The sequence below is a fragment of the Streptosporangium sp. NPDC023825 genome (assembly GCF_040639575.1).
In the GTDB taxonomy this organism is placed as follows: Bacteria; Actinomycetota; Actinomycetes; order Streptosporangiales; family Streptosporangiaceae; genus Streptosporangium.
The window spans coordinates 107,733-126,078 of sequence record NZ_JBFAAE010000008.1; the positions used below are offsets into that span (position 1 = coordinate 107,733).

An 18,346-nucleotide genomic window follows, 5' to 3' on the forward strand; every position below is an offset into this window, starting at 1 on the left:
GCGGGGACGACTCAACGCGGGCGCGGGCCGGCGCGGGGACGACTCAACGCGGGCGCGGGCCGGCGGGAGTCACGGGAGGGTTCCGGGGTCGAAGGGCAGGCCGACGTAGTTCTCCGCGAGCGTGGTCGCCGCGGCCTCGGAGGAGGTGACGTAGTCGAGATGGGAGGTCTGCAGGCGCCGCCCGTAGGGGTCGTCGGCGTCGAAGGTGTGCAGCAGCGTCGTCATCCACCAGGAGAAGTGCTGGGCGCGCCAGACGCGTTTGAGACAGCCGTCGGAGTACGTGTCCAGCAGCGCGGTGGAGCCCGTCGCGTAGAACTCCGCCAGGGCCGCGGTCAGCAGCCGGACGTCCGCGACGGCCAGGTTGAGCCCCTTGGCGCCGGTGGGCGGCACGATGTGGGCGGCGTCCCCGGCGAGGTAGAGGTTGCCGTGACGCATGGGCTCGGCGACGAACGAGCGCATCGCCGACAGGTCCTTGGAGATGATCGGCCCCTCGGCCAGCGCGAACCCCGGGACCGTCTCCAGGCGGGCCCGCAGTTCGGCCCAGATCCGCTCGTCCGGCCAGTCGTCGAGCGAGGCGTCCGGGGGGACCTGGAGGTAGAAGCGGCTGATCTCCGGGGAGCGCATGCTGTGCAGCGCGAAACCCCGGTCGCTGTGGGAGTAGATCAGCTCCTCGGACGACGGCGGGACCCGCGCGAGGATGCCGAGCCAGGCGAACGGGTAGTCGCGCTGGAAGACCGACAGGACTCCCTCGGGGATCGACGGCCGCGAGACGCCGTGGAAGCCGTCGCACCCGGCGATCACGTCGCAGTCGAGGCGCTCGCCCTGGAAGGTGAGGTAGGGGTCCTTCTCCAGCGAGTGCAGGGCGACGTCGGGAACGTCGAAGAGGATCTTTCCTCCGTCGGCCAGCCGCCGGGCGATGAGGTCCTTGACGACCTCCTGCTGGCCGTAGACGGTGATGGCCCGCCCGGGGACCAGCTTCTCGAAGGCGATGCGGTGCCCGGCCCCGCCGTAGCGCAACTCGATGCCGTGGTGCGGCAACCCCTCCGCGCGCATCCGGTCGCCGACACCCGCCTCGTTGAGCACGTCCACCGTGCCCTGTTCCAGCACCCCGGCCCGCACGCGCTGCTCGACGTACTCCCTGCTCCGCGCCTCCAGGACCACCGAGTCGATGCCCCGCAGGTGGAGCAGATGGGAGAGGAGCAGCCCGGCGGGTCCCGCGCCGACGATCCCGACCTGAGTTCGCATGCCCCGAGCATCCCGTACCGTCCGCCCTCGCATACCGCCCCCTTCCGCTCAGCGGAAACCCCCACCCCGCGAGAGCGAAAGGGGGCCGCGAACGTCCGGCGGAAGCGGGAGACAGAGGTGTCCGCGAACGTCCGGCGGAAGCGGGAACCAGGCGGCGGGAAACATCGGCGACGGGAGACAGGCGGCGCGAAGCGGCCGCGAACGCTCAGCGGGGAGCGGCGGCGAGGTCGCGGGAGAGCGCGGCGGCGGCGGACAGCACCGCCGGCGCCAGCCGTCGCGGATCGGCGGTGTGCCGCCAGGTCACCAACGACAGCGCCGCCACCACCCGGCCGCCCGCCCCCCGTACCGGCGCCGCGACCGAGCAGGTGCCCACCGACATCTCCTCCTGCGTACGGGCGATCCCGGTCCTGCGGACCTCCTCCAGCTCGGTACGGAGCCGCGCCGGGTCCACCACCGTGTTCGGCGCGTGCGCGGTGAGCTCCCTGGCGAGCACCCGTTCCACCGTCTTCGGGTCCGCGAAGGCCAGCAGGACCTTGCCGACCCCGGTCGCGTGCAGCGGCAGCTCCCCCGCCACGCGCGAGACGACCGGCACGGAGGTGGGCCCGCGCAGTCGCTCGAGGTAGAGTGCCCGGTCGTCGCGGAGCACCGCGAGCTGCACGTTCTCGCGGGTGGCGGCGTAGAGGTCCTCCATGTACGGCAGGGCGAGCTCGCGCAGCTCCCTCGGCTCCGCGGCCTGGGCGCCGATCTGCCACAGGAGCATCCCGACCCGGTAGGAGCCGTCGGGGAGCCGCTCCATGAACCCGCCCTCCACCAGCTCCCTGACCAGCCGGTGGCCGGTGGCGGGCGGCAGTTCGGCCCGGCGGCAGATCTCGGTGAGCGTCAGCCGCACGTCTCCCGGCAGGAACGCGCCGAGGATGGCCATGACCTTCCCGGTGACCGTGGGCGCCCTCACGCGCCCCAGCCTAGGTCCTGGCCCGCGGATCCCGCCGCGCCGGCCGTGACGGAACCGGAAGGCGCGACCCGGGGCGGCCTCCGGAAAAAGGAAGCCGGGAGGCGCAAGCCTGGAGGCGGAATTCGAAGCGGCCTCCGGGAAAAGGAACCCGGAAGGCGCGACCCGGGGAGAGAAATCCAGAGAGCGGGCCCTGAGAGACGGAGCCTAGGGAGCGGAACCCAGGCGGGAGGCGAGGACCCCGGCTCGGGCGAGCTGCACCTCGCGGGCCTTCCTCGCGGCGTAGCCCAGCAGCGGCCTGACCCAGGCGTGCACCACGAGGATGTCCTCGACCTCGGTGCCCCCGTTCTTCTCGTTGAGGGTGAACCGGTAGTCCAGGCGCACGCCGCCGGGGCTGGCGACCTCGCCCTCGACGGTCCGCGGCGTGCTCCGCAACGTCACCTTGATCATGTTGTCGTACGTGACGAGGCCGAAGAACCTGAACCGCTCCACCGAGGTGTAGCGGGTCTCTGCCTCGCCCCGCTCGACGTCCTTGACGGCGACCACCAGCGGCGAGAGCCCCACGTAGCTCTGCGGCTGGCTCAGATGGGCGTGGAGCGCCTCCGGGGTGTTACGGACGTGAAAGGTGTTACGTAAAGTGACCTTTGGCATGACATGCCCCCGTTTTAAGATCTTTACTGGGAGACAGTAACGGGTTCGGCCATGTACCAGCGGGCATGTTGCTCACCTCGGGTGAGGGAATCCAGCCTGCGGGGAAGCTCGCGTCGGGAGAACGGGTCGGCGGCGGCGTTGCGGATGTGGATGCCCACCGCGTAGATGTCCCTGACCTCCATGAGAGTGGAGTACCCCGGCCAGGAACGCAGGTCGCTGCCGTACGCGTCGGCGAAGGCGTCCACGTCGGCGGCGGTCAGGCCGAAGCGCCGCTGGCCGTGGTAGGTGTGGACCAGGTCCCACTCGCGGGGGCCGACCGCGACGCCGTCCCAGTCGCAGAGCACCACGTGGCCGTCCGTGCAGCGCAGCAGGTTGTCGATCCACGCGTCGCCGTGCAGCAGCACCGGCGCGTCGTCCACACCGAGGTCCGACCAGCGCTCCGTCAGCTCCGCGATGCGGTCGCGCAGCCAGACCCGCTGGCAGGAGGTCAGCTCCTCGGATCGGTCCACGGCGCGGCGCACCTCGCACAGCGGGTCGACGAAACGCCGCAACGCCACCGGCGGGACCGGCAGCAGGTGCAGGCTGCGCAGGATCTCCCCCAGCTCCGTGGTGGTGGGCCGGCCGCTGGCCGGAACGTAGTGCCAGAAGGTGACGACCCTGCCCTCGTGCACCACGGGCTGCTCGGAGATCTCGTCGGCCGGGCGCACCGCGGGAAACCCCTGCTCGGCGAGCCAGCGCGCCACCGCCAGGACCAGCGGCAGCCGGGTCAGCGCGTTGGGAGCGGTGGCGATCCTGACCACGATCTCGCTGCGCAGCTTGAAGACGGCGTTGCTGCGCACCCGCAGCAACTCCGCGTCCCTGTGGTCGATGCCGAGGTCCTCGCAGACCTCCCGCAGGACGGTGAACGCCTCCTCGGCGAGCGCGTTCATCAGCCGACCGGTGCCGCGCCGATGACCAGGTCGTTCAGGCGTCGCACCGCCGCCGCCCTGTGCCTGGCCTGCGGCACCTCCGACAGCAGCGCCCGCGCGCGGTTGAGCACGATGGAGGTGCGGTGTTCCGGCGGGACCTGGAGCAGCGCCTTCTCCGCCAGGTGGCAGGCGTCGTCGATCTTGCCGTCGCGGACCAGGTGCGCGGCCTGGTCGAGCAGGAGGAGGACCGGGTCGATGGCGTACGGCATCGAGGGCCCGGCGGGCCCCGGGTTCCAGTCGACGTCCTCGCCCAGCTCGATCAGGGTGCCGATCCGGTAGAACTGCAGCCGCCGCTCGGAGAAGCGGAACGCCAGGTGGTCGTGGCCTTCGGGGGGCATCCTGGCGAAGATCCGCTCCGCCTCGGCGAGCGCGACCCTGGCGGCCTTGTGCTCGCCCATCCGGGCCAGTGCCCGCGCCTCCGCCGCCGCGCCGAGCGCCGCCGGGGAACTGGGCGCGCTGCCGGCGAGCATCCTGGCCTCGCGGGCCAGCCGCACGGTCTCGGCCAGGTCGCCGTAGTAGTAGGGGAGCATCGCCTGCTGCGCCCGGACGAGAGCGCGCAGCCGCACGTCGCCCATGTCGTCGGAGGCGTTGCGCGCGGTGCCGTACCAGGCGTGGGCCTGGCGGGTGTCGCCGAGCTTCATCAGCGCGTCGGCCGACAGCAGCGCCAGCATGACGGTGGCGTTGAGCAGGCGGCGCTGGGCCATCGCGGGCTGACGGGCCAGCGAGAGCATCCTGACGTCCGACAGCTCCAGCATGAGCCGGTAGAGCATCGGCAGCGGCGCGCTGCTGATGTACTCGCGCCGGTAGCGCAGCACCTGCTCGTCGAGCCGGTCGAGCTGCTCCTCGGAGACGGTGGCGAGGGCGAGCGTACGGTCCAGGTCCTGGCGGGTCCGCTCGACCTCGGCCAGCAGCCGGCCGGTCATCACGGATTCCGAGCCGAGCAGGGCGTGGTGGAACAGCGCCCGCCGCTCGATGTCGTCCTCGGACCGTTCCCGTTCCTCGGTCTGGTACGGCGTGCGGGCCTCGCCACCGGAGACGACCACGACCTTGGTGCCCCCGCCGTCCTCGCAGTAGTCTCCGGCCAGGCCCAGCCTTACGGCGTTCGCGCGGTACAGTCGGGCCAGTAGATCGATGGTCTGCGGGCGCGGCCGTGCCCGGTTGTTCTCCCAGGCGTTGAGCAGGTCGATGCTGGCCCGCGCCTCGCCCAGGTCCTGGCGCTCGCAGAGCTCCTCGAGTTCCTGAACGGACTGCCTGGCCGACCATCCCCTGGCCAGGCGGTGTGCCTTGAGCAGGCTCGCCCCGCAGCAGCCGTGGATGGCCTGCGCGGTCTGCCAGTGGGTCCACTGCCTGGACACCGCCTGCTCCCGCCACCGTCGCGCGCACGCGGGGGAATGCTCACCTCGGGCCACGGCGCCCCTCCCGGTCGCTGTTTACACAACATTAACAAACGTGCACCTCAGCGTAAACGCGGCTGTGCGCGACGTTCCTTTTATTCGCGGTTTCTCCACGGAACATCAGCGACTTTCCGGTCTATTCCACTGTTCCCGAGGGGGATTGCGAAGGGACCGATTGCCTCAAGTGCCGCAAAACCGCACTCTGCAAAGAGGCAAGTCACAAGTGTCCGCCAGGAGTGATCCGGATGATGGCAGAGCACGGCGAAGGCATCGACCACCTGCGCCGGTTGGCCGCCCAGCTGGAGGCACACGCCTTCCAGGTGCGGCTGAGGTCGGCCGCAGGGCTTTATCCACGGCTTCACGTGATCAACCCCATGGCCCCCGCCAGGACCGAGGACGTGCTCGCCGCCCACGAGGAGGACGGCGAGTGGTGGTTCTGGCTGTCCTGGGCGGGGCGCATCGGTCACGCGGAGGACGTCGCGACGGCCGCGGAGCGTGTGGCCAGTGTTCTTCATGTGATACGGAGATAGGTGATTCTTGGGCCTGACATGGGTAACACCCGGTGATCAAGCCCAGAATGGAGCGGCACCGTGAAAAGGATCCTGGTCGTGCAACGTCCGCGTCCGCCCCGTGAGCCGGTGCCGCTCGATCTGCGCAGCCCCTCGGGTCGTACGCTCCCCTTCTGACGACCCCGGCGATCCGCATCGGGTCGCGCCTCCCCTTCGGGAACGGTCGGTGAAGAGACCCTCTCGCCGCCTCCAAGGGGAGGTCAACAGGCACGATCCTCCGTCACGTACGGGGTTGCAAGAGGCTTTCAAGCGTTCTGCAGGCGGTTCGGTAGACCTTGTGACCATGAACAGCGCCCCCTTTGCCTTCAGTGTCAGTGTGGTCGTCCCCGCCATGAACGAGGCCGAGAACCTCCCCCACGTCTTCGCGACCCTGCCGTCCTGGATCGACGAGGTGATCCTGGTCGACGGCAACTCCACCGACGACACGGTGGCCGTGGCCAAGGCCCTCCGTCCGGGACTGCGTGTCGTCAGCCAGACCCGCAGGGGAAAGGGCAACGCTCTCACCGAGGGTTTCGCCGCCGCGACCGGTGACATCATCGTCATGATCGACGCCGACGGGTCCACCGACGGCCGGGAGATCCACGCCTTCGTGACCGCGCTGGTCGAGGGCGCCGACTTCGCCAAGGGCTCCCGTTGCGCCCCCGGCGGAGGCTCGGACGACATCAGCCCGATCCGCTCGCTCGGCAACACGGTGCTGACCAAGATCACCAACCGGCTGTACGGCACCCGCTACACCGACCTGTGCTACGGCTACAACGCCTTCTGGGCCCGCCACCTCGACGCGCTCGACCTCGACTGCGACGGCTTCGAGATCGAGACCCTCATGAACATCCGCGCCGCCCAGGCCGGTCTCGTCATCCGCGAGGTCCCCAGCCACGAGCGCAGCCGCATCCACGGCGCCAGCAACCTGCACGCCGTCCGCGACGGCCTGCGGGTGCTCCGCACCATCCTCCGCGAGCGCGAGGGACGCGTCGGCGGCATCCGGCTGCGGCAGGAGCACGCCACCCACGCCACCGCCTGAGCCGGGGGGTTCCCACAAGATCGGGCGGACACCGGCACACGCCGGCCCGCACCCTCGCACCCCGGACGCGCCGGAGCCTCAGGCGACCTCGAGCGCGTCGGCCACGGAGGGAAGCACCTCGAACACCTGGATCAGGCCGGCGAGGTGGAGCCGCCTGGCCAGATTGCCCTGAACGCCGGTGAGGATGACCCGCACCCCTCGGTTCAGGCCCTGGTGGCGCACCTGGAGCAGCTCGCCGATCCCGGAGGAGTCACAGAAGGTCAGGGCGGACAGGTCGAGGATCAGCATCGGCGAGGGCAGGGAGTCCCATGCCCTTCCCATCTCCTCGCGCAGCACGGACGTGTGGTAATGATCAAGCTCTCCACTCGCCCGTACGACGAGCGTCGTACCGTGCAGCCCGGATGTGGCGGTGAAGACCGTCTCCGGCTCATCTCCCATGAACATGACCAACCCTCTGACCGACCCTTTGCCCGAGCAACAATAACTGTCCCATACGGCACGGATCGTCCTGGTGCGGAGAAACCCGGCCGTTCACGTCGTCTCGGGAAACGCCTCCACCGCCTCTTCGACCGTGCGCCGGGTGTCGAACAGCTCCGCCACCCCCAGACGGCTCAGCCGTTGCCTCATCACGGTGGAGGGGCCGACGAGGATGAGCGAGCCCGCGACCCGGCGGACACGGGTGAGGGCGTACATCAGCACGCCGTATCCGGTGGAGTCACAGAAGGTGACCTCGGTGAGGTCGATCACCAGGCGCGGGTGGTCGGTCGCCCCCAACGCGGCGTCGGCCTGCTCCTTCAGCAGCGGGGAGGACCCGTAGTCCAGTGCTCCCACCGCGTGCAGGGCGGTGAAATGGCTGTGCTTGTCGGCTCGGACGCGGAAGCCCGCGTCCTCCTCAGCCTTCGACATCGGCATCCTCTCCCGCCTACGTCCCCGGTGCCCCAGCCAGGCGGTTCTAATCATCGCGGGCACGGCCGGACGACAGAGGCATGCGGAACAATGGTGGCATGGTGAAAGCGCGCCCGGTGGCGGTACTGGTCGGCGGAACGCTCCTGATCGCCGCGTGCGGCGCGGCTCCGGCCGAGCGCACCGCGACACCGGCGCCGGGCGGTACGACCTCGCCGGCCCCCGCCGGCCCCGGCTCCACCTCCCCGAGCCCCGCGCCGCGGGACCCCTCGGCGAGTCCGGCGGCGACCGGTGCGGTCGCCGCGTCCGCCGAGTGGACGGCCGTGGGGGGCGCGAAGCTCTCGGGCGGCACGGCGCTGCTCGACGTGGCGGCGACCGGGCCCCGCGACGTCTGGGCCGTCGGATACCAGGACAGCGCCGAGGACAGGGAGGGCACGCCCGCCGTCCTGCGCTGGAACGGGAGCCGCTGGCGGGAGATGCCCCTGGGCGAGGAGGCCGGCGCCCATCGTCTGGAGGGGGTCGGCGCGGCCGGGCCCGACGACGTGTGGGTGGCGGGCAACGGCCCGAGCGCGTTCGCCGCGCACTGGAACGGGCGGGCGTGGGCCCCGCACCGGCCCTTCGGGGTGGCCGAGGACTACCGGCTGTCGGACGTCACGACGAGCGGCGGCGACGCGTGGTTCACCGCGAACGGCCCCTCCGGCGCGGTCGTCCTGGAGTGGGCGGGCGGCGGGTTCCGCAACGCGCTGAGCACCGGGGGCACCCTCGAGGCGATCACCTCCGGGGCGGGACACGTCTGGGCGGTGGGAACGAGCGAGACCCGGACCCCGCTGGTCTGGCACGGCACGGCCGGATCGTGGGAGAGCCCGCAGACGCCGCCGATCCCCGGCGGCCGGCTCAGCCAGGTCTGGCAGGTCTCACCGTCGGAGGTGTGGGCGGTCGGGCAGGTCTCCGCCCCTGCGTCCCGGCCGGAGGGCGAGACCGGGCCGAGCGCCCGGGCGGAGACGCCGACGGACGCCCGGGAGGGCGGCGAGGGGACGCGGCCGCTCGTCCTGCGCTGGGACGGGACCCGCTGGACGCGGGTCGAGGTGCCGGTCTCCCGGGGGAGCCTGCACGGGGTCACCGCCTCCGGCCCCGGCGACCTGTGGATCAGCGGCGTCGACGCCGATCACGCCGGGCAGGTGCTCGTCCTCCGCTTCGACGGCACCGTCTGGTCACGCGAGTACGGTCCGCTGTTCCGCACCTACACCACCACCCAGCAGTACGACGAGACCGACGACGTCGGCGGCACGGGCCTGACCCGGGTGCCGGGCACCGGCTCGCTGTGGGCGGTGGGCTCGGTCGGCGTGGGCGACGACGAGAAGGCCTTCGTACTCCGCCGCTGACCCCGCCGCCGACCTCGTCCCCAAGGTCTCGCCGAGCTCGCGAGTCCGGCCGCCTCGCGCGGCGCCGAGGTCGCGGACTTGGAACACACGGTGTCCCCGCCGGAAACATGAGCCGCTTACTGTGCGGACATGCCGGACTATTACCCCCAAACACCACGACAGAGCCCTCGACGACACGACCAGGACGCCGGAGGGCAGACCTCCGCCCTGGACGCCACCCGGATCCGCGCGCTCACGCGACCCCTAGAACCCCTGATCCCACCCCAGACCTGCGCACGCTTGGTAAAAAATCCGTGAAAAAGTCGGTCAGGTGACGTAGTCTCTCTCAAACTCCAACAAAGAGGGAGTATCACATGAAAAAGGTTCTTATCCTCCAAAAGCCCCGGCCGCCCCGGAAACCCGTCGCCCTGGACCTCCGTACCCCCTCAGGACGAGCGCTGCCCTTCTGAGAGGAACAGCCGGTTGACGAACCAGAGGGCCACTCCGATCACGAGCAGCACTCCCGCGCGGACGTAGACGTCCACGTCCCTGCCGGTGATCGGAAGCACCAGGACGAAACAGACCACCGCCCCCAGGACGGGCATCCAGCTCGGTGCCCGGAAGTGATCGTGGTCCACCCGGTCCTTGCGGAGAACCAGCACGGCCACGTTGACCAGCGTGAAGACGCACAGCAACAACAGCACCGTGGTGTCGGCCAGGCCGCCCACGTCGCCGGTGGCGACCAGCACCGCCGCGACACCCACGGTAAAGACGATGGCCACCCACGGGGTGGACCTCGTCGGATGGACCGCCGCGAAGACCCGCGGCACGATCCCCTCACGCGCCATGCCGTAGACCAGGCGCGAGGCCATGAGCATGTTGATCAGCGCGGTGTTGCCCACCGCGAGCAGCGCGATCAGGGCGAACAACTTGGGCGGGAACGCCAGCCCGGCGACCTTGACGACCTCGAGCAGCGGGCCCGACGAGTCCGTCAGCGTCTTGGTGTCGACCAGCATGGTCGCCGTGAACGCGACTCCCATGTAGATGATCGCCGCGATGGTCAGGCCACCGAAGAGCGCGCGGGGGAAGTCCCGCTGCGGCTCCTTGGCCTCCTCGGCGAGGTTGACCGAGTCCTCGAAGCCGAGCAGGGCGTAGAACGCGAGGGCCGTACCTCCCAGGACGCCGAGGAAGGCACCGTTGGCCGGGTGGAACTCCAGGGCCCGCGCCGGGTCGCCGTCACCGGACAGCAGGGCGAAGATCCCGATCGCGATGATGACCACCAGGCCGAACGCCTCGATGATCGTCAGCACCACGTTGACCTTGATGGACTCGGAGATCCCGGCGAAGTTCACCAGCGCGATCAGGCCGAGGAAGATGAAGGCGCCGACGACGACCGGCAGCGTGACGAACTCCCCCAGGTAGTCGCCGCCGAAGGCCCGCGCGGCCGCACTCGCCGAGGTGATCCCGCTCATCAGCACCGCGAATGCCACGATAAAAGTGACAAAGGGAATGTTGAACGCTTTGTTCGCATAAAGCGCGGCACCGGCTGCTTGAGGATATTTGCCGACAAGTTCGGCATAGGCGGTCGCCGTCAGCGCGGCCAGCACGAAAGCCACGAGGAAGGGCGCCCACAGCGCCCCGCCGACGTGTCCGGCGACCTTTCCGACCAGCGCGTATATCCCCGCGCCGAGGATGTCGCCCACCACGAACACGAGCAGGACCTTGCGCCCGATGACCCGCTTGAGCGAGTGCTGACCGGAACCGGGATCGACGATCGCCTCAGCCATGCCTCGCCCTTACCCGCCGCTAGGGAAAAATCACGTCAGGTCACACGAGTCACTGCTGTAAGCGTCATGAAAGTGATCCGCAAGGAACCCTGCCTACAGTTCCAACTGTCACGAAATGCAATGAAAGGCAGAAATGTTCCGCGCTCTCTCCTCCCGCCGCCTCGCCGTCGCCGCCGCGGGAATCGCTCTCATATCGATGACCGCCGCCTGTGGCGCGTCGTCCGCCAACAGCGCGGTCTGCACCGAGGCCGCGTGGTCGAAGCCCCTGGGGGACTTCACCACCGCCGTCACGGCGAGCGCCGGCGACCTCACCAAGTACAACGACGCCACCGCCAAGCTCACCGCCGACCTCAAGACGCTGGCGGGCACGGCCGACGGCGAGGTGGCCTCCGCCCTCAACGACCTCGCCGCGTCGTTCGAGTCGTTCAAGATCGACCCGAACGACCCTGCCGCGGCCACCACGGCCCTGGGCTCGATGACGACGAAGGCCCAGGAGGCGACCACCAAGCTCGCCGAGGCCTGCTCCTAGGGACTCGCTCCCGGACGAACCCGTCAACCGGGCTCGTGCCCCCTGGCGACAGGGGGCACTCCGGGTACGGCCGCCGCCCCGCCTGCGGGGGGCAGTGCGGTGCGGCGGCCGTACCCACCATCTCCACCGGATTCCACCGGGTTCCGTCAGGCTCCATCGAGGCCCCTGCCGCCGCGCGGCAGGGGCCTCGTACGTTTCCCCGCCCCGGCCTTGCTCACCCGGCCCCGCTCACCCCGCCCCGGGCCACGCGGCCGCCGGACCTCGCCCGCGCGAGGCGGGGCACGTCAGGTCCTGGAGGCGCGAGCCTGCTCGTAGCAGCGCTCGAAGCCTTCGAGCACCGCGGGCCAGGAGCTGCGGACGGGTTCGGTCTCCCGGTTGTTCGCCGCGATCGACTCGCGCAGCTCGCGGTCGCGGACCAGCCTGGCCACCGACGCGACCAGGTCGTCGAAACTCCTCCCGAGCAGCCCCTCCTTGCCGGGCCGTACGAAGTCGGCCACCCCGCTCTGCGCGCGCGCCACCACCGGCACCCCCGCGGCCCTGGCCTCCAGCGCCGCCAGCCCGAAGGACTCGCGCGGCGCGGGGGCGACGAACACGTCCGTCGAGGCGAGCAACTCCCGGATCTGGTCGCGGCTGTAGCGGCCGGGCAGCGAGACCCAGCCGGTCATGCCGTTGGCCCTCAGGTAGCGCTCCATCTGCGACCGGGCCGGGCCGTCCCCGACGACGGTCGCCCGCATCGGCGTCTCCCCCGGCACCCGGGCACGGGTCTCCCTCAGGAGCTTCAGCAACCGGACCGGCTGCTTGCGGGGCGCGAGCCGCCCCACCGCGACGACGTGCACCGGCTCGGGCCGTACCGGATCCCCGCCCGGCGCGGACCGTGCCGGATGATCCCCGCCCGGCTCGGGCCGTACCGGATCTGCGGGGAGGGACATGGAGCGCCAGCCGGAGACGTCCAGGCCGTTGGAGACCACGTGCACCGGCACGCCGGGCCCGGCCACAGCGCGGATCGGCAGCGCGGCGGCCTCGCTCACCGCGGTGCCCACCAGCCCCCAGCGGTGCCACCCGAACAGCAGCCGCAGTCCCCGGTAGACCGCCCGCGTGACCGGGTCCCACATGCTGTGCACGGTGACGACCACGGGCAGGCCCGCGCGGGTCGCCGCCCGCACGCCCATCCAGGCGAACGGCGAGACCGCGCCCGTGTGCACGTGCACCACGTCGGGTCGCCGCGCTCTCACCAGACGGAGCAGGTGTCCCGTCCCGAACGGATGGACCGGCAGGTCGAAGGGTAGTCTCGCGACGATCCTGTGCACCCCGGGAAGGCTCTCCCCCGGGGTGGCGGTCGCCACCTCGACCTGGTGACCCGCCTCCCGCTGCGTCCGGATCAGATCGGCGACCTGCACCTCGATCCCGCCGAGACGCGGCAGATAACAGTCACTGATGTGGAGGATCCTCACCGTGCCAGCGTAGACCCGCGTGAGATCATGCCTGCGTGCCCCGCGAGGGCGCGCCCGAGTCGCGCGAACGGAGTGAGCCTGATCAGCAGCGTCAAGACAGCAGTGTTCTTTCATGCCCATCCCGACGACGAGGCCCTGCTCACCGCGGGCACCATGGCGATGCTCGCCGCCGAGGGCCACCGGGTCGTGCTCGTCGTGGCGACCTCGGGAGAGCGGGGCCAGGCCGATCTCGAACCCGGTGAGGCGCTGGGCGCCGCCCGCATGGCCGAGCTGTACAAATCGGCGGCGGCACTCGGCTGCGCCCGCGTGGTGAACCTCGGCTACGGCGACTCCGGGCTCGCGCCCGGCGGCGGGGTGGCCGACGACCGGCCCGACGACGCCTTCATCGACGCCGACGCCGAGGAGGCCGCCCGGCGGCTGGCCGCCATCCTCACCGAGGAGAAGGCCGACCTGCTGACGACCTACGACCCTGCGGGCGGCTACGGCCACCCCGACCACGTCCAGGTGCACCGGGTGGGCGGCCGGGCGGCCGAGATCGCGAGGACCCCGATCGTGCTGGAGGCGACCGTCAACCGCGACCCCCTGCTGCGGGGGCTGCGGCTCGCCAGGAGGTTCTACCCGCAGCTCGACATCCGGGCCTTCGAGCGGGCGTACTCCCCGGGCGAGGTGATCACCCATCGGGTCGCGGTGCGGCGCTTCGCCCGCCAGAAGCGGGCGAGCATGGCCGCCCACGCCTCCCAGGCCACCGGCGCCGACACCCGCACGCTCGGGGTGATGCTCAAGATCCCCCAGCCCCTGTACCGCCTCGTCTTCGGCACCGAGTGGTACGTCCGCCGGGACGCCCCCCTGGGCTCCCGGCTGAGGCACCCCTTCGAAGTTCCTCCGAAAGGATGAGAACGGGACCGGCAGACTTGACCGGGGGTGCCGGATGAAGAGCGGGCGTGGCGCATGAAGAGCAGGTTGTTCCAGGTCGGGCTGTCGGTGGTGTCTCTGGCACTGGCCGCCACGCTCGTGTTCTTCATGCCCCAGGTCGTGGCGGCGCTGACGGGCAAGCACGTCTCCTGGGCGCAGATCGGCGCGCAGTTCGCCGCGCTGAGTGCCGGGGAGGTCGCGCTGATGGCCGCCGTCTGGCTGCTCAGCCTCCTCGCGTACACGTTCGTGCTGACCGCCTCCCTTCCCGGGCTGACCCACCTGCAGGCCCTGACGCTGAACGCGAGCGGCAGCGCGGTGAGCAACCTGCTCCCCTTCGGCGGGGCGGCCGGGGTGGCGATGACGTTCGCGATGACCAGGAGCTGGGGTTTCCAGACGCGGGCGGTGGTGGTCTCCACGCTGACCACCGGCATCTGGAACACCCTGTTCCGCTTCCTGCTGCCCGCGGCGGGCATCGTGGCCCTGCTGTTCAGCGGGCAGCCGCTCAGCCCCTCGGTGACCAGGGCGGGCTGGGCCGGTGTGCTGTCCATCCTGGCGCTGGTCGCCGTGGTGACCGTCGCCCTCTACTGGGACCGCGCCGCGAACGTGCTGGGCCGCGGCCTCGACGCCCTGACCCGGCTGCTCCCCCGCCGGATCCGTCCCGGCGAGCGTGCCGCCTCCGAGGCGCTGGTCAAGCTGCGGGCCGACACCTCCGAGATCGTGCGGAGCCGCTGGGCCGGGCTGACGCTGGGCATGGTCTTCTTCCTCGGCTTCCAGTGGCTGATCCTCGTCGTCTGCCTGCACGCGACCGGCGCCTACCCCGGCCTGGCGCAGTCGATCGCCGCCTTCGCCCTGTCCAGGGTCCTGACCACGGCTTTGGTGACTCCCAGCGGTACCGGAATAATGGAGGCCGGAACCATCGGCGCGCTGGTCTTCTTCGGCGCTCCGCTGGACTCCGCCACCGCCGCCGCCCTGCTTTTCGGGTTCTGGACCTACACTGTCGAAATCCCCTTCGGCGGGCTGGCACTGGGGGCGTGGACGTTCCTGCGCAGGCGTGAGAACGCCGCTCCGGCCCCTGAAAAGGAGTCGATCAGCCGCTAGATTGGGAAATACCTTGTATGCGATCGGAAGGCCCACATAGCGTGGCGGCTGACATGGTGGCTTTCCGAGTTCTCGGCCCGGTCGAGGCGCATTCCGGTGAAGACGAGCTCGACCTGGGCGGGCTTCGTCAACGTGCGGTCCTGGCACGCCTGCTCGTCGCGCGCGGGCAGGTCGTTCCCGTCGACTCCCTGCTGTACGACCTGTGGGACGACGACGCGGCCAAGGGCGCCCAGTCGGGTCTTCAGGTCTACATCTCCCGGCTGCGCAGGGTGCTGGAGCCGGGCCGTCCGCGCGGGGGCCCCAACCGGCTGCTGGTGACCGTGGCCTCGGGCTACGCGCTGCGCGCCGCCCCCGACCAGGTCGACGCGCTCCGCTTCGAGACGTTGGTCCGCACCGCCGGAGAGCACCTGGAGGGCGACGACCCCGCCTCCGCGCGGGCCCGCCTGGAGAAGGCCCTGGGCCTGTGGCGCGGCACCCCGTACTCCGACTTCGCCGACCAGCCGTGGGCCGAGGCCGAGGTCAACCGGCTCACCGAGCTGCGCCTGGTGGCCCGCGAGCGGCACGCCGACAGCGGCCTGCGGATGGGCCTGCCCGCCGAGTCGGTGCCCGACCTGGAGGCGCTGACCACCGAGCACCCGCTCCGTGAGGAGGGCTGGCGGCTGCTCGCCCTGGGTCTGTACCGCTGCGGGCGGCAGGGCGACGCGCTGGCGGCGCTGCGGCGGGCGCGCACGATCCTCTCCGACGAGCTGGGCATCGACCCGGGCCCGGCGCTGCGCAAGCTGGAGTCCGACATCCTGTCCCAGGACCCCGGCCTGCAGCTCGCCGTCCCGCCGCCGTCCAGGCAGCGCCAGCAGGTGGCCGCGGAGACCTGGCCGCCCAGGCCCACGGTGGCCCAGGTGGAGCTTCCCCCGCTGGAGCCGGAGCCGTTCGTCGGCCGCGACGCCGAGCTGGGCAGGCTGACCACCGCCGCGGCCAGGACCGGCCGGTTCACCGTCGCGATCATCAGCGGCGACGCGGGCGCGGGCAAGACCACCCTGGTCCGCCAGCTCATCAGGCGGCTGTCCGACGACGGGTGGGGCATCTCCTCGGGCGCCTGTCCCGACAGCAGCGCCACACCTCCCGGCTGGGCGTGGGTGGAGATCCTGCGCACCCTGGTGAACGCGGCCGGGCCCGGCGAGTACGCCTCGCTGCTGGCACCGCTCCTCGACGACGCGGCCCCCGAACCCGACGACGACCAGGCCTCCGGCGGGTTCCGGCTGCACCGGGCGGTGGGCGGCTACCTCGCCGCCGTCGCCAAGGAGACGCCGATCCTGCTCACCCTGGAGGACCTGCACTGGGCCGACGACCAGACGCTGGCGCTGCTGCGCGCGCTGCCGAGCCTGCTCGCCACCAGCCGGGTGCTGCTGGTGGTGACCTGCCGCGACAGCGAGCTGAGCGACCAGCAGGCCGACGTGCTGGCCGCGCTGGCCAGGCTCGGTCCCGTCCGGGTCGGCCTCACCGGACTCGACACCAAGGCAGTGGCCGAGCTGGTCAGGGCGACCTGCGTGCGCGAGGTCGACGAGGACGCGGTCAACAGCATCGTCGAGCGCACCGGCGGCAATCCCTTCTTCGTCCGCGAGACGGTGCGCCTGCTCGACGCCGAGGCGGTGAGCGACCGCGCGACGGCCGCCGAGGTGATCTCCGGCGTGCCCTCCGGCGTCCGCGACGTGCTGCGCAGGCGGATCTCCCGGCTGCCCTCGACCGCCCAGCAGATCCTGCTGCAGGCCGCGGTGATCGGCCGGGACGTCGACGTGGACGTGCTGGTCGACGTCTCGGGCGACGAGGAGGCCGTGGTCGACGCGGTGGAGGCGGCGCTGCTCGCCGGCCTGGTCACCGAGCCGGGCCCCGGCATGCTCCGCTTCGACCACGACCTGGTCCGCGACACCCTGTACTCCGACGCCTCCCGGCTGCGCCGCTCCCGGCTGCACGCCGCGGTGGCCTCGGTGATCGAGCGCAGGAACCCCGGCGACGTGGCCGCGCTGGCCCACCACTACGACTCGGCGGGCACCAGCGAGACCGCCGGCAAGACGGTGCACTACGCCGGGCTCGCCGCCGAGCAGGCCGAGCGGCGCTTCGCCCACCGCGAGGCGGCCACCCTGTGGGAGCAGGCCATCGCCGCCTTCGACAGGTCGGGCATCACCCACACGCCCGACAGCACCAGGGACCGGCTGCTGCTGACCCTGCGGCTGATCAAGGCGCTGGCGCTCTGCGGCGACATGGCCGCGGCCCGCAGGCGGCGGCGCGAGGCGATGGACGCGGCGCTGCCGCTGGGCAACCTGGAGCTCACCGCCCGGGTGGCCGCCTCGCTGGCGGTGCCGCACAAGGGCATGGCCCGCGACTTCACCCGCACCGCCTGGGAGATCGTCGACGTCGCCGAGCAGGCGCTGGTCGAGCTGCCCGCCGGTGAGCAGTCGCTGCGGGCGAGCCTGCTGGCCACGCTCGCGCTGGAGCTGGAGGGGTCGGCCACCCCCCGGGGCGAGCAGGCCTCGCTGGAGGCCGAGGAGCTGGCCCGCCGCTCCGGTGACCCCGCCCTGCTGGCGACCGCGCTGAGCGGGCGGCTGCGCCAGTCGTACGGGATCACCCCGGTGGGCGAGCGCGAGGTCATCGGCAGGGAGCTGCTGGAGGTCGGCAAGGCGACCGGGCAGATCTCGGTGCAGGCGCTGGCCCACCTGGTGCTGATGGAGTGCGCGGCCGCCTCGGGCGCGTTCGCCGAGGCCGACGCGCACGTGGCCGCCGCCGAGCGGCTGGCCAGGCAGTACGGCCTGTCCGCGCCGGCCTCGGTGGTCGCCTGGTACGCCGGGCAGCGCCTGATGATCGCCGGTGACTTCGCCGGGGCGGAGCGCGCCTACCGCGAGGCCGCCCGGCTGACCGCCAAGGCCGGGATGCTGGAGGGCCGCCAGGACCTGCCGCTGATCACCACGTTCTGCCTGCACCTGGTGAACGGGCGGGCCGCCGAGATGGTCGAGCCGCTGGCCGAGGCGCACCAGCGCGGGGCCAAGTGGACCCTCGACGCCTACGCGGTGGCCCTCGCGTCGGCGGGCCACCACCGCGACGCCAGGGCCGTCATCGCGGTGAAGACGCCCGTGCGCCCCGACTTCCTCTACGAGCTGGCGATGATCTGGCGGGCCCTGGCGGGCATGCTGCTGGACGACCGGGAGCGGATGATCGAGGCGTACGACACGCTGAAGCCGTTCGCCGACCGGATCGCGGGCGCCGGCACCGGGGTGGTGGCGCTCTGGCCGGTCGCCCTGACCCTGGGCGACCTGGCACTGCGGCTGGGCTTCGCCGACGCGGTGAAGCCGCACTACGAGAACGCCCTCGCGGTGGCCGAGCGGGTCGGCGTGGACCGGTGGGTGGAGGCGGCACAGCGCTCCCTCGGCGGCTGACGCCTCCCGGGACGGCGCTCCCCGGGTCGGCCTCTCCCGGGGTCGGCTCCTCCCTGGGCCGGTGCTTCCCGGGTCGGCATCTC

Annotated in this window: 16 protein-coding genes; 7 read left to right on the top strand and 9 right to left on the bottom strand. The window is 71.7% G+C overall.

The window, feature by feature from the left end:
• Positions 1-69: 69 nt before the first annotated feature.
• From AB0G15_RS10275 to AB0G15_RS10295, 5 genes are all read right to left on the bottom strand, one after another.
• Positions 70-1,245, bottom strand: a complete 1,176-nt coding sequence (locus tag AB0G15_RS10275) for a 4-hydroxybenzoate 3-monooxygenase (protein WP_362837286.1) — start codon at positions 1,243-1,245, stop codon at positions 70-72.
• Between the two features lie 205 nt (positions 1,246-1,450).
• Complete coding sequence (locus AB0G15_RS10280; protein ID WP_362837288.1) at positions 1,451-2,197, bottom strand: IclR family transcriptional regulator; 747 nt, start codon at positions 2,195-2,197, stop codon at positions 1,451-1,453.
• 204 nt (positions 2,198-2,401) lie between these two features.
• The gene (locus AB0G15_RS10285; protein ID WP_362837290.1) at positions 2,402-2,845 is read right to left on the bottom strand and encodes an SRPBCC family protein; all 444 of its coding nucleotides are present in this window, start codon (positions 2,843-2,845) and stop codon (positions 2,402-2,404) included.
• A 23-nt stretch (positions 2,846-2,868) separates the two neighbouring features.
• A complete protein-coding gene (locus AB0G15_RS10290; RefSeq protein ID WP_362837292.1) occupies positions 2,869-3,774 on the bottom strand; it encodes an aminoglycoside phosphotransferase family protein in 906 nt (301 codons plus the stop codon).
• The gene (locus AB0G15_RS10295; RefSeq protein WP_362837294.1) at positions 3,774-5,168 is read right to left on the bottom strand and encodes a helix-turn-helix transcriptional regulator; all 1,395 of its coding nucleotides are present in this window, start codon (positions 5,166-5,168) and stop codon (positions 3,774-3,776) included. The genes AB0G15_RS10290 and AB0G15_RS10295 overlap by 1 nt, the downstream gene beginning before the upstream one ends.
• Positions 5,169-5,452: 284 nt before the next feature.
• Here AB0G15_RS10295 and AB0G15_RS10300 point away from each other — a divergent pair, with 284 nt between their 5' ends.
• Entirely contained in the window at positions 5,453-5,737 is a 285-nt protein-coding gene (locus AB0G15_RS10300; protein WP_344917597.1) for a hypothetical protein, read from the top strand.
• Positions 5,738-6,059: 322 nt separating this feature from the next.
• Complete coding sequence (locus AB0G15_RS10305; RefSeq protein WP_362837296.1) at positions 6,060-6,797, top strand: glycosyltransferase family 2 protein; 738 nt, start codon at positions 6,060-6,062, stop codon at positions 6,795-6,797.
• A 78-nt stretch (positions 6,798-6,875) separates the two neighbouring features.
• On the opposite strand, the gene AB0G15_RS10310 is transcribed toward AB0G15_RS10305, so the two are convergent.
• Positions 6,876-7,241 carry an STAS domain-containing protein gene (locus AB0G15_RS10310; protein WP_362837298.1) on the bottom strand — a complete coding sequence of 122 codons (366 nt, stop codon included), beginning with the start codon at positions 7,239-7,241 and terminating at the stop codon, positions 6,876-6,878.
• 87 nt (positions 7,242-7,328) lie between these two features.
• Positions 7,329-7,703: an STAS domain-containing protein gene (locus AB0G15_RS10315; RefSeq protein WP_362837300.1), complete on the bottom strand. Its 375-nt coding sequence runs from the start codon at positions 7,701-7,703 to the stop codon at positions 7,329-7,331.
• 98 nt (positions 7,704-7,801) lie between these two features.
• Here AB0G15_RS10315 and AB0G15_RS10320 point away from each other — a divergent pair, with 98 nt between their 5' ends.
• Positions 7,802-9,082 carry a hypothetical protein gene (locus tag AB0G15_RS10320; protein ID WP_362837302.1) on the top strand — a complete coding sequence of 427 codons (1,281 nt, stop codon included), beginning with the start codon at positions 7,802-7,804 and terminating at the stop codon, positions 9,080-9,082.
• 425 nt (positions 9,083-9,507) lie between these two features.
• On the opposite strand, the gene AB0G15_RS10325 is transcribed toward AB0G15_RS10320, so the two are convergent.
• On the bottom strand, positions 9,508-10,848 hold the full coding sequence (locus tag AB0G15_RS10325) for an APC family permease (RefSeq protein WP_362837304.1): 1,341 nt from the start codon (positions 10,846-10,848) through the stop codon (positions 9,508-9,510).
• Between the two features lie 133 nt (positions 10,849-10,981).
• Here AB0G15_RS10325 and AB0G15_RS10330 point away from each other — a divergent pair, with 133 nt between their 5' ends.
• Complete coding sequence (locus tag AB0G15_RS10330; protein ID WP_362837305.1) at positions 10,982-11,377, top strand: hypothetical protein; 396 nt, start codon at positions 10,982-10,984, stop codon at positions 11,375-11,377.
• Between the two features lie 284 nt (positions 11,378-11,661).
• Here the strand turns inward: AB0G15_RS10330 and AB0G15_RS10335 are convergent, their stop codons facing one another.
• Positions 11,662-12,828 carry a glycosyltransferase family 4 protein gene (locus AB0G15_RS10335; protein ID WP_362837306.1) on the bottom strand — a complete coding sequence of 389 codons (1,167 nt, stop codon included), beginning with the start codon at positions 12,826-12,828 and terminating at the stop codon, positions 11,662-11,664.
• A gap of 72 nt (positions 12,829-12,900) precedes the next feature.
• On the opposite strand from AB0G15_RS10335, the gene AB0G15_RS10340 reads away from it, so the two are divergent.
• From AB0G15_RS10340 to AB0G15_RS10350, 3 genes are read left to right on the top strand one after another with little or no spacing between them, the layout of a single operon-like run.
• A complete protein-coding gene (locus AB0G15_RS10340) occupies positions 12,901-13,722 on the top strand; it encodes a PIG-L family deacetylase (protein ID WP_362687313.1) in 822 nt (273 codons plus the stop codon).
• 54 nt (positions 13,723-13,776) lie between these two features.
• A complete protein-coding gene (locus tag AB0G15_RS10345) occupies positions 13,777-14,838 on the top strand; it encodes a lysylphosphatidylglycerol synthase transmembrane domain-containing protein (protein WP_362837308.1) in 1,062 nt (353 codons plus the stop codon).
• A 53-nt stretch (positions 14,839-14,891) separates the two neighbouring features.
• Positions 14,892-18,263 (top strand): BTAD domain-containing putative transcriptional regulator, encoded by a 3,372-nt coding sequence (locus AB0G15_RS10350; RefSeq protein ID WP_362837310.1) that lies wholly within the window; start codon positions 14,892-14,894, stop codon positions 18,261-18,263.
• Positions 18,264-18,346: the final 83 nt, after the last annotated feature.

Bases quoted from the DNA above. Each gene is read 5' to 3' on its own strand.
- AB0G15_RS10345 (WP_362837308.1), top strand. From the start codon at position 13,777: ATGAAGAGCAGGTTGTTCCAGGTCGGGCTGTCGGTGGTGTCTCTGGCA.
- AB0G15_RS10315 (WP_362837300.1), bottom strand. From the start codon at position 7,703: ATGTCGAAGGCTGAGGAGGACGCGGGCTTCCGCGTCCGAGCCGACAAG.
- AB0G15_RS10320 (WP_362837302.1), top strand. From the start codon at position 7,802: ATGGTGAAAGCGCGCCCGGTGGCGGTACTGGTCGGCGGAACGCTCCTG.
- AB0G15_RS10350 (WP_362837310.1), top strand. From the start codon at position 14,892: ATGGTGGCTTTCCGAGTTCTCGGCCCGGTCGAGGCGCATTCCGGTGAA.
- AB0G15_RS10290 (WP_362837292.1), bottom strand. From the start codon at position 3,774: ATGAACGCGCTCGCCGAGGAGGCGTTCACCGTCCTGCGGGAGGTCTGC.
- AB0G15_RS10305 (WP_362837296.1), top strand. From the start codon at position 6,060: ATGAACAGCGCCCCCTTTGCCTTCAGTGTCAGTGTGGTCGTCCCCGCC.
- AB0G15_RS10285 (WP_362837290.1), bottom strand. From the start codon at position 2,845: ATGCCAAAGGTCACTTTACGTAACACCTTTCACGTCCGTAACACCCCG.
- AB0G15_RS10325 (WP_362837304.1), bottom strand. From the start codon at position 10,848: ATGGCTGAGGCGATCGTCGATCCCGGTTCCGGTCAGCACTCGCTCAAG.
- AB0G15_RS10275 (WP_362837286.1), bottom strand. From the start codon at position 1,245: ATGCGAACTCAGGTCGGGATCGTCGGCGCGGGACCCGCCGGGCTGCTC.
- AB0G15_RS10300 (WP_344917597.1), top strand. From the start codon at position 5,453: ATGATGGCAGAGCACGGCGAAGGCATCGACCACCTGCGCCGGTTGGCC.
- AB0G15_RS10310 (WP_362837298.1), bottom strand. From the start codon at position 7,241: ATGTTCATGGGAGATGAGCCGGAGACGGTCTTCACCGCCACATCCGGG.
- AB0G15_RS10330 (WP_362837305.1), top strand. From the start codon at position 10,982: ATGTTCCGCGCTCTCTCCTCCCGCCGCCTCGCCGTCGCCGCCGCGGGA.